The sequence below is a fragment of the Kitasatospora sp. NPDC059327 genome (genome assembly GCF_042752535.1).
Lineage (GTDB): Bacteria > Actinomycetota > Actinomycetes > Streptomycetales > Streptomycetaceae > Kitasatospora.
On sequence record NZ_JBHYYB010000150.1, the window covers coordinates 1 to 15042 of the forward strand.

Genomic DNA, 15042 nt, shown 5'->3' on the forward strand with positions numbered 1-15042 from the left:
ACCTTCCTGGAGCTCGGTCCCGGGGGTGTGCTCACCGCGATGGCCCAGGACTGCGCCGGTGACGACACCGACCAGCTCGCCTTCGTCCCCGCACTGCGATCCGGCGGCGCCGAGGACCAGGCGCTGCTGACCGCGCTCGCCGGCCTGCACACCCGCGGACTGGACGTCGACTGGTCGGCGCTGTTCACCGGTGCCAGCCGGGTCGACCTGCCGACCTACGCCTTCCAGCGGCAGCGGTACTGGCTGGAGGCCGTGGCCGGCGCCGATGTGACCGGCGCGGGCCTGGCCGACCCCGGCCACCCGTTGTTGGGTGCGGTGACGTCGGTGCCGGGTTCCGGCCTGGTGGTGGCGTCGGGTGTGTTGTCGCTGCGCGCTCAGCCGTGGCTGGCGGACCACGTGGTGGCGGGTTCGGTGGTGGTGCCGGGTGCCGCGCTGGTGGAGATGGCTGTGCGGGTCGGGGACGAGGTCGGGGCCGGTGTGGTCGAGGAGTTGGTGATCGAGGCGCCGTTGGTGCTGGCGGAGCGTGGGTCGTTGCGGGTCCAGGTCGTCGTGGACGGCGTGGACGGGGCGGGGCGTTTCCCGGTCGCGGTGTATTCGGCCGAGGGTGATGGTGAGTGGGTCCGGCACGCGTCGGGTTTCCTGGCGGCCGGGCCCGCCGGGTCGGAGCCGGTCGCGGAGGGTGGTGTGTGGCCGCCGGCCGGGGCCGTCGAGGTCGAGGTGGAGGGCTTCTACCAGAGCCGGGCGGAGGCCGGACTGGCCTACGGTCCGGTGTTCCGTGGCCTGGAGCGGGCCTGGACGCTGAACGGCGAGGTGTACGCCGAGGTCGCGCTTCCCGAGGCGGTCGCGGCGGAGGGCTTCGCCCTGCACCCGGCGCTGCTCGACGCTGCCCTGCACGCGGGTGAGTTCCTGGAGGGCCGTGCGGGTGGGGGTGTGTTGCTGCCGTTCGCGTGGTCGGACGTCGCCGTGCACGCGTCCGGCGCGGTCGCGGCCCGGGTCCGGATCACGGCGCGCGGTGCGGACGGGTTCTCGGTCGAGGCGGCCGACCGGGCCGGCAACCCGGTGGCGAGCGTCGGCCGGCTGACCCTGCGCGAGCTGACCGGCGACCTGAGTGCCCGGCGCTCCGACGCGCTGTACCGGGTCGATTGGACGCCGTTGCCGCTGGAGGGTTCGGTGGCCGGTGCGGCGGACATCGCGCTGGTCGACCTGACCGACGGCGGCGAGCTGCGTCCGCTCACCGCCCGAGCGCTCGACGCGCTCCAGGAGTTCCTGGCCGCCGAGTCGGGTGGGCGGCTGGTCGTCCTGACCCGGGGCGTCACCGAGGACCCGGCGGTCTCGGCGGTGTGGGGCCTGGTGCGGTCGGCGCAGAGTGAGAATCCGGGCCGGCTCGTGCTGGTCGACACCGACGAGGTGTCCCGCCCGCTGCTCGACGCGGCGCTTGCCACCGGCGAGCCGCAGCTCCTGCTGCGCGAGGCCACCGCCGCGGTGCCGCGCCTGGTCCGCGCCGACCACGGCCAGGAGCTGCCCGTCCCCGCCGGGGCCGAGGCCTGGCACCTGGACGTCACCGAGCGGGGCACCCTGGAGAACCTCGCCCTGCTGCCTGACACCGTCCGGCCGCTCGCCGCCGGCGAGCTGCGGATCGCCGTGCGCGCCGCCGGCGTCAACTTCCGCGACGTTCTGATCGCCCTCGGCATGTACCCGGGCGACGCCACCCTCGGGGGCGAGGGCGCCGGCGTGGTGCTGGAGGTCGGCCCCGGCGTGACCGGGCTGGCGCCCGGCGACCGGGTGATGGGCCTGCTCGCCAACGGCTTCGGGCCGCAGACCGTGGCCGACCGCCGCAACCTCGTCCGGATGCCGGCCGGCTGGTCCTTCGCCCAGGCCGCCTCGGTGCCGCTGGTCTTCGTCACCGCCTACTACGGCCTGCGCGACCGAGGCGGGCTGAGCGCGGGCGAGTCCGTGCTGGTCCACGCGGCCGCCGGCGGTGTCGGCTCGGCCGCCGTCCAACTGGCCCGGCACTTCGGTGCGACGGTGTTCGGCACCGCCAGTACCGGCAAGTGGGACGCCCTGCGGGCCGCCGGCCTGGACGACGAGCACATCGGCAACTCGCGCACCCTGGAGTTCCGCGAGCGGTTCCTGGCCGCCACCGGCGGACGCGGCGTGGACGTCGTACTGGACGCGCTGGCCGGCGAGTTCGTCGACGCCTCGCTGGACCTGCTGCCGCGCGGCGGCCGGTTCCTGGAGATGGGCAAGACCGACATCCGCGACGCGGACGAGGTCGCCGCCGCCCGTCCCGGCGTCGCCTACCAGGCGTTCGACCTGGTCGAGGCGGGCCCGGACCGGGTTCAGGAGATCCTGCTCGAACTCGTCGAGCTGTTCGAACGCGGGGTGCTCACCCCGCTGCCGCTGAAGAGCTGGGACGTGCGCCGGGCGCCGGACGCGTTCCGCCACCTCAGCCAGGCCCGGCACGTCGGCAAGGTCGTCCTGACCGTGCCGCGCCCGCTCGACCCCGAGGGCACCGCGCTGGTCAGCGGCCTCGGCACGCTCGGCGCCCTGGTGGCCCGCCACCTGGTCACCGAGCACGGCGTGCGGCACCTGGTCCTGACCAGCCGGCGCGGCCGGGCCGGCGCCGGCGCCGACGAACTGGTGGCCGAACTCACCGGGCTGGGCGCCGCCGTCACGGTCGCGGCCTGCGACACGGCCGACCGCGAGGCGGTCGCCGCCGTGCTGGCCGGGATCCCGGCCGAGCACCCGCTCACCGCCGTCGTCCACACCGCCGGCGTCGTCGACGACGGCGTGCTGTCGGCGCTGACGCCGCAGCGGCTGGACACCGTGTTCCGCCCCAAGGCGGACGCGGTGCACACCCTCGACGAGCTGACCCGGGACGCCGACCTCGCCGCCTTCGTGGTCTTCTCCTCCGCCGCCGGGGTGCTCGGCAACCCCGGCCAGGGCAACTACGCCGCCGCCAACGCCTACCTGGACGGCCTGGCCGCCCGGATCGGCGCGGAGGGCCGGCCCGCGGTCGCGCTCGCCTGGGGCTTCTGGGCGGAGGCCAGCACCATGACCGCCGACCTGGACACGGCGACCCTCCAGCGCAACAAGCGCGACGGAATGGTCGGCATCGGGGCGGAGGAGGGCATGGCACTGTTCGACCTCGGCCTGGGGTCGGCCGTTCCGGCGCTCGTCCCGGCCAAGTTCGACCTGGCCGCGCTGCGCGCCCGGGCCACCGCCGAACCGCTCCCCGCCCTGCTGCGCGGCCTGGTCCGCTCGGGCCGGCAGGCCGCGAGCAACACCGCGGCCACCACCGGCGCCTCCGTGGCCGACCAGCTGGCCGGGCTCTCGGCGGACGACCAGGAGCGCTTCCTGCTCGACCTGGTCCGCCGGCACGCCGCCACCGTGCTCGGCCACGCGAGCGGCGACTCCATCGAGGCCGGCCGGGCCTTCAAGGAGGCGGGCTTCGACTCGCTGACCGCCGTCGAGCTGCGCAACCGGCTGACCGGGCCCACCGGTGTCCGACTGCCCGCCACCCTGGTGTTCGACTACCCGACCCCGCTCGTGCTCGCCAAGCACCTGCGCTCCGAACTGGTCGGCGACACCGCCGCCGCACCGGCCCCCGCCCCGGTGGCGGTCACGGCCGGGACGGACGAGCCGATCGCCATCGTCGCGATGAGCTGCCGCTTCCCCGGGGAGGTGAACAGCCCTGAGGAACTCTGGGAGCTGCTTCTCCAGGGCGCCGACGTGATGTCCGGCTTCCCGACCAACCGAGGCTGGGACCTGGAACGGCTGTTCGACGCCGATCCGGAGCGACTGGGCACCTCCTACGTCAGCCGGGGCGCCTTCCTGCACGACGCCGGTGAGTTCGACGCCGAGTTCTTCGGGATCTCGCCGCGCGAGGCGCTGGCCATGGACCCGCAGCAGCGGCTGCTGCTGGAGGCCTCCTGGGAGGCGGTCGAGCGGGCCGGCATCGACCCGGCCACCCTGCGCGGCAGCGCCACCGGTGTCTTCACCGGCCTGATCAGCCACGACTACGCGCACGGTATGCACCACTCGGGCGCCGAGCTGGAGGGCTACCGGCTCACCGGCGCGGCCGGCAGCGTCGCCTCCGGCCGGGTCTCCTACGTGCTCGGCCTCGAAGGCCCGGCGATCTCGGTCGACACCGCCTGCTCCTCCTCGCTGGTCTCGCTGCACATGGCGGTGCAGGCGCTGCGCCAGGGCGAGATCTCGATGGCGCTGGCCGGCGGTGTGATGGTGATGGCCACCCCGGACACCTTCGTCGAGTTCTCGCGGCAGCGCGGCCTGGCGACGGACGGCCGGATCAAGGCCTTCGCCGGCGCGGCCGACGGCACCGCCTGGTCCGAGGGGATCGGCGTCCTGGTGGTCGAGCGGCTCTCCGACGCCCGGCGGCTCGGGCACCCCGTGCTCGCCGTGGTGCGCGGTTCGGCTGTCAACCAGGACGGCGCGTCCAACGGCCTCTCCGCGCCGAACGGGCCCTCGCAGCAGCGGGTGATCCGCCAGGCGCTGGCGAACGCCCGGCTGACGGCGGCGGACGTCGACGCGGTCGAGGCCCATGGCACGGGGACGACGTTGGGTGACCCGATCGAGGCCCAGGCGCTGCTGGCCACCTACGGCCAGGACCGTTCGGGTGACCAGCCGCTCTGGCTGGGCTCCATCAAGTCGAACATCGGCCATGCCCAGGGCGCCGCCGGTGTGGCGAGCGTGATCAAGATGGTGCTCGCGCTGCGGCACGGCGTGCTGCCGAAGACCCTTCACGTGGACGAGCCGAGTCCGAAGGTGGACTGGTCGGCGGGCGCGGTCGAGCTGTTGACCGAGGCGCGTGCGTGGCCGCGGACCGGCCGCCCGCGCCGGGCCGGCGTCTCCTCCTTCGGTGTCAGCGGCACCAACGCCCACGTCATCCTCGAACAGGCGCCGGTCGACGGACCGCAGGACGCCGAGGTCGCGCCGGGCACGCCGGCCGATGCCCCGCTGCCCTGGCTGCTGTCGGCGAAGTCGGCGGCCGCCCTGCGCGGACAGGCGGCGCGCCTGGCCGCGTTCGTCGAGGCCGACCCCGCCGTGCGGCCCGCCGACATCGCCCACTCGCTCGTCACCACGAGGGCGGCCCTGGACGTCCGGGCCGCGGTGGTCCCGGGCAGCCGCGGCGACGCGGTCGCCGCGCTGACGGCACTCGCCGCCGGCGAGTCCGCGCCCAACCTGGTGACCGGCACCGCCGGGGTCGACGGCCGCACGGTGTTCGTCTTCCCCGGGCAGGGCTCCCAGTGGGTCGGCATGGGCGCCGAACTCCTGGAGACCTCACCGGTGTTCGCGGCCCGGATGGCGGAGTGCGCGGAAGCACTGTCCGCCCACGTCGACTGGTCGCTGCTCGACGTGATCCGCCAGGCCGAGGGAGCGCCCTCGCTCGACCGCGTGGACGTCGTCCAGCCGGTCTCCTTCGCGATGATGGTCTCGCTGGCCGAAGTCTGGCGCTTCCACGGCGTCGTCCCGGACGCCGTCATCGGCCACTCCCAGGGCGAGATCGCCGCCTCCTGCGTCGCCGGGGTGCTGTCCCTGGCGGACGCGACCAAGGTGGTCGCGCTGCGCAGCCAGGCCATCGCCGCCGGACTGGCCGGCAAGGGCGGCATGATGTCCGTCGCGCTGCCGGCGGCCGAGGTGGAGCACCGGCTCGGCGACGGGCTGGAACTCGCGGCGGTCAACGGCCCCGGCTCGGCCGTGGTCGCCGGCGAGCCCGCCGCACTGGACGCGCTGTACGAGGAACTGGTGGCGGAAGGCGTCCGGGCCCGCAAGGTCCCGGTGGACTACGCCTCCCACACGTCCCACGTCGAACTCATCGAGGCGGAGCTGGCCGAGCTCCTCGACGGGCTCAGCCCCCGCACCGCGCGCATCCCGCTCTTCTCCACGGTGCTCGGGCGGTGGCTCGACGGCAGCGAGATGGACGGCGGCTACTGGTACCGGAACCTGCGCTCGACCGTCCGGTTCGCCGAGGCGACCGACGCGCTGCTGGCCCAGGGCCACCGGGTGTTCGTCGAGGTGAGCGCCCACCCGGTGCTGACCATGGCGATCCAGGACCTGGCCGACCAGCGCGGTGGCGCCACGGCCGTCACCGTGGGCTCGCTCCGGCGCGACGACGGCGGCCTCGACCGCCTGCTGCTCTCGCTCGCCGAACTGCTGGTCCGGGGCGTCGAGGTGGACAGCGCGGCGCTGTTCGCCGGTGCCCGCCGGGTCGATCTGCCGACGTACGCGTTCCAGCGGGAGTGGTTCTGGTGGGCGGAGTCGGTGGTGGCGGGTGATGCGGCGGCGTTCGGGTTGGTGGCGGCGGAGCATCCGTTGTTGGGTGCGGTGACGTCGGTGCCGGGTTCCGGTCTGGTGGTGGCGTCGGGTGTGTTGTCGCTGCGTAGTCAGCCGTGGTTGGCCGATCACGTGGTGGCGGGTTCGGTGGTGGTGCCGGGTGCCGCGTTGGTGGAGCTGGCCGTGCGGGTCGGGGACGAGGTCGGGGCCGGTGTGGTCGAGGAGTTGGTGATCGAGGCGCCGTTGGTGTTGGCGGAGCGTGGGTCGTTGCGGGTCCAGGTCGTCGTGGACGGCGTGGACGGCGCGGGGCGTTTCCCGGTCGCGCTGTATTCGGCCGAGGGTGATGGTGAGTGGGTCCGGCACGCGTCGGGTTTCCTGGCGGCCGGGCGTGTTGGTGCGGAGCCGGTCGCCGAGGGTGGTGTGTGGCCGCCGGCCGGGGCCGTCGAGGCGGAGCTGGAGGGCTTCTACCGGGAGCGTGCTGGGGCGGGTCTTGAGTACGGCCCGTTGTTCCAGGGGCTCCATCGGGTGTGGACGTTGGACGGCGAGGTGTATGCCGAAGTGGCGCTTCCGGAGGGCTCGGTGGCGGAGGGCTTCGCGCTGCATCCGGCGCTGTTGGACGCGGCTCTGCACGCGGGTGTGTTCCTGACCGGCTGGTCGGGTGGGGGTGTGTTGCTGCCGTTCGCGTGGTCGGACGTGGCGGTGCATGCCACGGGCGCGGACGCGGTGCGGGTGCGGATCTCCGCGCGTGGCGGTGACGGTTTCCGTATCGAGGTCGCGGACGAGGCGGGTGCTCCGGTGGTGAGCGTCGGCCGGCTGACCCTGCGCGAGCTGACCGGTGGCCTGAGTGCCCGGCGGTCCGACGCGCTGTTCCGGGTCGACTGGACGCCGCTGCCGCTGGAGGGTTCGGTGGCCGGTGCGGCGGACGTCGCGCTGGTCGACCTGACCGACGGCGGCGAGGTGCGTCCGCTCACCGCCCGAGCGCTCGACGCGCTCCAGGGGTTCCTGGCGGCGGAGTCGGGTGGGCGGCTGGTCGTGCTGACCCGGGGCGTCACCGAGGACCCGGCGGTCTCGGCGGTCTGGGGTCTGGTGCGGTCGGCGCAGAGTGAGAATCCGGGTCGGATCGTGCTGGTCGATGTCGACGAGGCTTCGTCGGGGTTGGTGGACGCGGCGCTGGCTTCGGGTGAGTCGCAGGTGTTGTTGCGCGAGGGCGGTGCGGCGGTGCCGCGTCTGGTTCGGGTGGAGCGGGCTGCCGGTGAGGGTGTGCCGGACTTCGATCCGGAGGGGACGGTGCTGGTCAGTGGTCTGGGGACGTTGGGTGCGTTGGTGGCCCGTCATCTGGTGGCGGTGCACGGTGTCTCGCGTCTGTTGCTGACCAGTCGTCGTGGTGCTGAGGGTGTCGGCGTGGCGGAGTTGGTGGCCGAGTTGTCGGCGCTGGGTGCTTCGGTGCGGGTCGAGGCGTGTGACATGGCCGATCGTGGGGCGGTCGCGGGGTTGTTGGCGGGTGTGTCGGTGGAGCATCCGTTGACGGGTGTGGTGCATACGGCGGGTGTGTTGGACGACGCGCTGGTGGGTTCGTTGTCGGTGGAGCGGTTGGACGCGGTGTTCCGTCCGAAGGTGGACGCGGCGTTGAATCTGGACGAGTTGACGCGTGGGTCGGGGTTGGCGGCGTTCGTGTTGTTCTCGTCGGCGGCCGGGACGTTCGGTACGCCGGGGCAGGGCAACTACGCGGCGGCCAACGCGTTTCTCGACGGGTTGGCCGTCAGGCGCCGGCGGCAGGGTCTGCCCGCGACCTCGTTGGCCTGGGGTCTGTGGGCCGAACACACCGGCATGACCAGCCACCTCGACTCCGTCGACCTGCGGCGCAGCAGGCGCGGCGGCATGCTGGGCCTGTCCAACGACGAGGGCGTTCTGCTCTTCGACGCCGCGCTGGCCTCCGGGGCTCCGGCCCTGGTGCCGGCCAGGCTCGACCTCGCCGCGCTGAACCGGGGCGCGGGTTCGGAGCCCGTCCCACCGCTGCTGCGCGGCCTGGTCCGCCCCGGGCGGCGCACCGCGGCCCAGTCCGGCGGCGCGACCGGCGCCGACACCCTGGCGCGGCGCCTCACCGCCCTGCCCGAGGACGAGCGGGCGGAGTTCGTCCTGGAACTGGTCACCGGGCTGGTGGCGACCGTCCTCGGGCGGTCCCGGTCAACCGGCATCGACCCCGGCCAGGCGTTCAAGGACGTCGGCTTCGACTCCCTGCTGGCGGTGGAACTGCGCAACCGCCTCGTCGAGGCGACCGGGGTCCGGCTCGCGGCGACGCTGGTCTTCGACTACGCGACGCCTGCCGCGCTCGCCCGCCACCTGGAGAGCCTGTTGGTCCCCGAGGCGGCGGAGGCCAGGGCCGAGGCCCGGCCGTGGGCGGTCGACGAACCGGCTGCGGACGAGGACGACATCGACCTCGGCTCCGCGAGCGACGACGAACTCTTCGACCTGATCGACAGCGAACTCGGTCATTCCTGAGCTTCGGCGACCAGTCAACGATCGGTGAACAAGGACGGACGTGGGATGACCAACGACGACAAGCTCAGGGACTACCTCAAGCGCGTGGTGACCGACCTGCGCAAGGCCAACAAGCGGCTGCGGGACCTCGAAGCCGAGAAGCACGAGCCGATCGCGATCGTCGGGATGAGCTGCCGGCTGCCGGGCGGGGTCGCCTCGCCGGAGGACCTGTGGCGCCTGGTCGAGCAGGGCGGCGACGCCATCGGCGGGTTCCCCGCCGACCGTGGCTGGGACCTCGACCGGCTCTTCGACGAGGACCCGGACCACGCCGGCACCTCGTACGCGCGGGAGGGTGGCTTCCTGCATGACGCGGCCGACTTCGACGCCCGGTTCTTCGGGATCTCGCCGCGCGAGGCGCTCTCGATGAACCCGCAGCAGCGGCTGCTGCTGGAGGCCTCCTGGGAGGCGATCGAGCGGGCCGGCATCAGGCCGACCACCCTGCACGGCGAGGACGTCGGCATCTTCGCGGGCGTCATGTACCACGACTACGTGCCCCGGCAGCAGGTGCCGAGCGAGGTCGAGGGACTGCTCGGCATCGGCAACTCCGGCAGCGCCACCTCGGGCCGGGTGTCCTACACCCTCGGTCTGGAGGGCCCGGCCGTCACCGTCGAGACGGCGTGCTCGTCCTCGCTGGTGGCGGTGCACCTGGCGGTGCAGGCGCTGCGGGTCGGTGAGTGCTCGATGGCGTTGGCGGGCGGTGTGGCGGTCATGTCGACGCCGGAGGTGTTCGTCGACTTCTCGCGGCAGCGTGGGTTGGCGGCGGACGGTCGGATCAAGGCCTTCGCCGGCGCGGCGGACGGCACCGGTCTGGCCGAGGGTGTGGGCGTGCTGGTGCTGGAGCGGTTGTCGGACGCGCGGCGCAACGGGCATCCGGTGTTGGCGGTGGTGCGTGGTTCGGCGGTCAATCAGGACGGTGCGTCCAATGGTCTGACGGCGCCGAACGGGCCGTCGCAGGAGCGGGTGATCCGGCAGGCGCTGGCGAACGCGCGGTTGACGGCGGCGGATGTCGACGCGGTGGAGGCGCACGGCACGGGGACGACGCTGGGTGATCCGATCGAGGCCCAGGCGTTGCTGGCGACCTATGGTCAGGAGCGTTCGGGGGGCGAGCCACTGTGGTTGGGCTCGCTGAAGTCGAACATCGGGCATGCCCAGGCCGCCGCGGGTGTGGCGGGTGTGATCAAGATGGTGCAGGCGATGCGGCACGGTGTGCTGCCGAGGACCCTTCATGTGGACGAGCCGAGTCCGAAGGTGGACTGGTCGGCGGGCGCGGTCGAGTTGTTGACCGAGGCGCGTGCGTGGCCGCGGACCGACCGCCCGCGCCGGGCCGGCGTCTCGTCGTTCGGTATGAGTGGCACCAACGCCCACGTCATCCTCGAACAGGAACCCGTGCGGGAGGCCGAGCCCGAGAGGCAACCCGATCTGCCGGCTCCGGCGCGGGACGTCCCACTGCCGTGGGTGGTGTCGGGCAAGTCGGTGGAGGCGCTGCGCGGTCAGGCGGCCCGACTGGCGGCGTTCGTGGAGGCCGACCCTTCGCTCGACCCCGCCGACATCGCCCAGTCGCTGGCCACCTCTCGGGTGGCGTTCGCCCACCGGGCCGTTGTGCTGGGGAGCGACAAGGATGGCAGGCTCCGCGCCCTGAAGGCCCTCGCGGCCGGCGAGCACGACGCGGACGTGGTGTCGGGTACCACCGCGCGCGGGAAGTTGGCGGTGTTGTTCACCGGGCAGGGCAGTCAGGTCCGGGACATGGGTCATGGCCTGTATACGTCGTTCCCGGTGTTCGCGGAGGCTTTCGACGCGGTGTGCGCGGAGCTGGATCCGTTGTTGGAGCGGCCGTTGCGTGAGGTCGTCGCGACGGGTGAGGGTTTGGACGAGACCGGGTTCACCCAGCCCGCGTTGTTCGCGGTCGAGGTCGCTCTCTATCGTCTGCTGCTCTCGTTCGGGGTCCGGCCCGACTATCTCGCCGGGCATTCGATCGGTGAGCTGGCGGCCGCGCACGTGTCGGGGGTGTTGGGTCTGCGGGACGCGGCGGTGCTGGTGGCGGCGCGGGGCCGGTTGATGCAGGCGTTGCCGGCGGGTGGGGCGATGGTCGCGGTCCAGGCGTCGGAGGAGGAGGTGGGCGCGGTCCTGACGGCGGGGGTGTCGTTGGCGGCTGTCAACGGGCCGGCGTCGGTCGTCGTGTCCGGTGACGAGGACGCCGTGGAGTTGCTCGCGGGGGTGTTTCGGGAGCGGGGTCGTAAGACGCGCAGGTTGACGGTCAGTCACGCGTTCCACTCCTCGCACATGGATGACATGTTGGAGGACTTCCACAAGATCGCCGCGTCGTTGTCCTACGGGAAGCCGACCACGCGGGTGGTCTCCAATGTGACCGGGGCTCTGGCGGACCCGGACCGGTTGCGTGATCCGTCCTACTGGGTCGAGCACATTCGCGAGCCCGTCCGGTTCCTGGACGGTGTCCGGGAGTTGCGGGAGCGGGGTGTCACGACCTTCCTGGAACTCGGCCCCGGGGGTGTGCTCACCGCGATGGCCCAGGACTGCGCCGGTGACGACACCGACCAGCTCGCCTTCGTCCCCGCACTGCGCGGCCAGGCCAACGAGGCGCAGTCGTTCGTCTCCGCGCTCGCCCGCCTGCACACCCACGGCACCACCGTCGACTGGACCACCCTGCTCCCCGGCGCCCGCCGGATCGACCTGCCGACCTACGCGTTCCAGCGGGAGTGGTTCTGGTGGGCGGAGTCGGTGGTGGCGGGTGATGCGGCGGCGTTCGGGTTGGTGGCGGCTGAGCATCCGTTGTTGGGTGCGGTGACGTCGGTGCCGGGTTCCGGCCTGGTGGTGGCGTCGGGTGTGTTGTCGCTGCGCGCTCAGCCGTGGCTGGCGGACCACGTGGTGGCGGGTTCGGTGGTGGTGCCGGGTGCCGCGCTGGTGGAGATGGCCGTGCGGGTCGGGGACGAGGTCGGGGCCGGTGTGGTCGAGGAGTTGGTGATCGAGGCGCCGTTGGTGCTGGCGGAGCGTGGGTCGTTGCGGGTCCAGGTCGTCGTGGACGGCGTGGACGGGGCGGGGCGTTTCCCGGTCGCGGTGTATTCGGCCGAGGGTGATGGTGAGTGGGTCCGGCACGCGTCGGGCTTCCTGGCGGCCGGGCGTGTTGGTGCGGAGCCGGTCGCCGAGGGTGGTGTGTGGCCGCCGGCCGGGGCCGTCGAGGTCGAGGTGGAGGGCTTCTACCAGAGCCGGGCGGAGGCCGGACTGGCCTACGGTCCGGTGTTCCGTGGCCTGGAGCGGGCCTGGACGCTGAACGGTGAGGTGTACGCCGAGGTCGCGCTTCCCGAGGCGGTCGCGGCGGAGGGCTTCGCCCTGCACCCGGCGCTGCTCGACGCGGCCCTGCACGCGAGTGAGTTCCTGGAGGGCCGTGCGGGTGGGGGTGTGTTGCTGCCGTTCGCGTGGTCGGACGTCGCCGTGCACGCGTCCGGCGCGGTCGCGGCCCGGGTCCGGATCACGGCGCGCGGTGCGGACGGGTTCTCGGTCGAGGCGGCCGACCGGGCCGGCAACCCGGTGGTGAGTGTCGGCCGGCTGACCCTGCGCGAGCTGACCGGTGGCCTGAGTGCCCGGCGTTCGGATTCGCTGTTCCGGGTGGATTGGTCGCCGTTGCCGCTGGAGGGTTCGGTGGCCGGTGCGGCGGACGTGGTGGTGCTGGATCTGACGGGTGGTGGGGAGGTTCGGGCGCTGACCGGGCGGGCCCTGGTGGAGGTGCAGGGGTTCCTGGCGGCGGAGTCGGGTGGGCGGCTGGTCGTCCTGACCCGGGGTGTCGCCGAGGACCCGGCGGTGTCGGCGGTCTGGGGTCTGGTGCGGTCGGCGCAGAGTGAGAATCCGGGTCGGATCGTGTTGGTCGATGTCGACGAGGCGTCGTCGGGGTTGGTGGACGCGGCGCTGGCTTCGGGTGAGTCGCAGGTGTTGTTGCGTGAGGGCGGTGCGGTGGTGCCGCGTCTGGTTCGGGTGGAGCGGGCTGCCGGTGAGGGTGTGCCGGAGTTCGATCCGGAGGGGACGGTGCTGGTCAGTGGTTTGGGGACGTTGGGTGCGTTGGTGGCCCGTCATCTGGTGGTGGTGCACGGTGTCTCGCGTCTGTTGCTGACCAGTCGTCGTGGTGCCGAGGGTGTCGGGGTGGCGGAGTTGGTGGCCGAGTTGTCGGCGCTGGGTGCTTCGGTGCGGGTCGAGGCGTGTGACATGGCCGATCGTGGGGCGGTCGCGGGGTTGTTGGCGGGTGTGTCGGTGGAGCATCCGTTGACGGGTGTGGTGCATACGGCGGGTGTGTTGGACGACGCGCTGGTGGGTTCGTTGTCGGTGGAGCGGTTGGACGCGGTGTTCCGTCCGAAGGTGGACGCGGCGTTGATTCTGGACGAGTTGACGCGTGGGGCGGGGTTGGCGGCGTTCGTGTTGTTCTCGTCGGCGGCGGGGACGTTCGGTACGCCGGGGCAGGGCAACTACGCGGCGGCCAACGCGTTTCTCGACGGGTTGGCCGTCAGGCGCCGGCGGCAGGGTCTGCCCGCGACCTCGTTGGCCTGGGGTCTGTGGGCCGAACACAACGGCATGACCAGCCAGTTGGACACCACCGGTCAGGGCCGGATCGCCCGCAGCGGGATGCTCGCGCTCAGTGAGGAGGACGGCCTCGCCGCCTTCGACGCCGGACTGGTCGCGGACGAGCCGGCGCTGCTGGCGGCCAGGCTCGACCTGGCCGCACTGAACCGCGGCGCGGGTTCGGAGCCCGTCCCACCGCTGTTGCGCGGCCTGGTCCGCCCCGGGCGGCGCATCGCGGCCCAGCCCGACGGCGCGACCGGCGCCGACGCCCTGGCACAGCGCCTCACCGTCCTCCCCGAGGACGAGCGGGTGGCCTTCCTGGTCGACCTGGTCCGCAACCACACCGCCGTCGTGCTCGGCATCAGCAACGCGGCGAGCATCGAGACGGAGCAGGCGTTCAAGGACATCGGCTTCGACTCGCTGACCGCCGTCGAGCTGCGCAACCGGCTCACCGGAGCGACCGGCGTCCGGCTGCCCGCCACCCTGGTCTTCGACCACCCCACGCCGGGCGCGCTCGCCCGGCGGCTGCGGGCGGGCCTCCTCCCGGACGAGCCGGCCGGTGACGCCGTCGACCAGGACGCCCTCGGCGAGCAGGAGATCCGCCGGCTGCTCGCGACCGTGCCGCTGAGCCGGTTCCGGGCGCTCGGGGTGCTGGACACCCTGCTCCAGCAGGCCACGGAGCCTGACGGCGGCCAGGCTCCGGCCGGCCCCGGCGAGTCCGAGCTGATCGTCGCGATGGATGCCGACAGCTTGGTGGCGCGTGCCCTCGGCACCGACCTCGGCTGACCCGCCCACTGTCCTTCGGAAGGAAATGTCGATGAGCGTCAACGACGCCAAGTTGGTCGAGGCCCTGCGCGCCTCGCTGCTGGAGAACGAACGCCTCCGGGAGGAGGTCCGCCTGGTCACCGCCGCGGCCGTCGAGCCGATCGCGATCGTCGGGATGAGCTGCCGGCTGCCGGGCGGGGTCGCCTCGCCGGAGGACCTCTGGCGCCTGGTCGACGAGGGGACGGACGCCATCTCCGGCTTCCCGACCGACCGCGGCTGGAACGAGGACGAGTTCTACCACCCGGAGCCGGACCAGCCCGGCCGCTCGTACGTGAAGGAGGGCGGATTCCTCCACACCGCGGGCGACTTCGACGCCCGGTTCTTCGGTACGCCGGACCGCGAGGCGCTGGCCATGGACCCGCAGCAGCGGCTGCTGCTGGAGGCCTCCTGGGAGGCGATCGAGCGGGCCGGGATCGATCCGACCACCCTGCGCGGCCGGGACGTCGGCGTCTACGCCGGCGCGATGTACCACGACTACGCGGTGAACGTGACGAGCCTGCCCGAGGGCGTCGACGCCTTCCTCGGGATGGGGCGCTCCGGAAGCGTGTTCTCCGGCCGGGTGTCCTACCTCCTCGGCCTGGAGGGCCCGTCGGTGACGGTGGACACCGCGTGCTCGTCCTCGCTGGTCACCCTCCATCTGGCGGCGCAGGCGCTGCGGGCCGGTGAGTGCTCGATGGCGTTGGCGGGTGGTGTGGCGGTCATGTCGACGCCGGAGGTGTTCGTCGACTTCTCGCGGCAGCGTGGGTTGGCGGCGGACGGTCGGATCAAGGCGTTCGCGGGTGCGGCGGACGGGACGGCGTGGGCCGAGGGTGTGGGCGTGCT

At 73.2% G+C, this 15042-nt stretch carries 3 protein-coding genes; all 3 read left to right on the top strand.

Annotated features, from left to right (window positions below; translation table 11 throughout):
* The first annotated feature begins 39 nt into the window (after positions 1–39).
* Complete coding sequence (locus ACFXHB_RS41640; RefSeq protein WP_380581888.1) at positions 40–8793, top strand: SDR family NAD(P)-dependent oxidoreductase; 8754 nt, start codon at positions 40–42, stop codon at positions 8791–8793.
* An 87-nt stretch (positions 8794–8880) separates the two neighbouring features.
* Entirely contained in the window at positions 8881–14181 is a 5301-nt protein-coding gene (locus ACFXHB_RS41645) for a type I polyketide synthase (RefSeq protein WP_380581892.1), read from the top strand.
* Positions 14182–14212: 31 nt separating this feature from the next.
* Positions 14213–15042 (top strand): beta-ketoacyl synthase N-terminal-like domain-containing protein (locus ACFXHB_RS41650; protein WP_380581890.1); only part of this gene is annotated, 830 nt, incomplete at its 3' end.